Raw genomic sequence first — 757 nt, forward strand, 5'->3', positions numbered from 1 at the left:
CCCCCTCGTCTCGTCGGCCGCCTCGACCTCGTTCCTCAGCGCCGCAAGCGCCCGGATGCCTCCGTCGTCGGCGGGGTGTATGCCGTCGAGCCACCTGAGGAAGCCGTACGTCCAGTACTTCCGGGGGTTGCCGGCCGGCGTCGTGCCGCCGTAGACATAGCCGCGGCGGGCTAGAAACGCCAGGAGCCGCTGCTTCGCCGCCGCGAGCCTCGCGGTCGCGGCGTCGTGGGCGGCGGCGAGGTCCCTGAGCCCCTCGATCTCGGGGGACGGCACCCATACCGGGGTGACGTCGTGCGACAGTATCGCCTTGGCCATCCTGGCCGCGTCGTTGCGGTCGTTCTTGGACGAGAGGTCGGCAGCCGACCTCGGGACCTTGGAGACGGCCGCGACGACGCAGTCGACGCCGAGCCCGGAGAGCTCCCTTTGCGGGGCGAAGCCGAGGTAGCCGCTCTCGTAGGCGGCGAGCGACGGGCCGGGGAAGCCCGACATCCACTCCGCGACCTCGCCCCAGGGGTTGCCGCGGAACCTCCTCGTCACGGCCTCGCCCGTCTCCGCGTCGAGCGCGCAGACGGTGGTGGACCTGAGGTGTACGTCCATTCCGAAGGCGGTAGAATATCTAGGCACGGGAGCCTCCCAACCTCGTTGCGGCGCGGCTGCGCCTCTGGCACTTCAACAACATTGTCGCAGCCCCGACCCGCGGTCACGAGCGGGGGCTCCTGTCGTTTCCGTGCCCCTGGATTGGGTCATAGTGTCTGTC

The 757-nt window shown here is 70.1% G+C and carries 1 protein-coding gene; it reads right to left on the reverse strand.

The features are described from left to right. On the reverse strand, positions 1-624 hold a 624-nt coding region (locus DXC99_RS10450), incomplete at its 3' end, for a transposase (RefSeq protein WP_199408916.1). Positions 625-757 lie beyond the last annotated feature (133 nt).

The organism is Collinsella sp. TF10-11AT (assembly GCF_003437565.1).
In the GTDB taxonomy this organism is placed as follows: Bacteria; Actinomycetota; Coriobacteriia; order Coriobacteriales; family Coriobacteriaceae; genus Collinsella.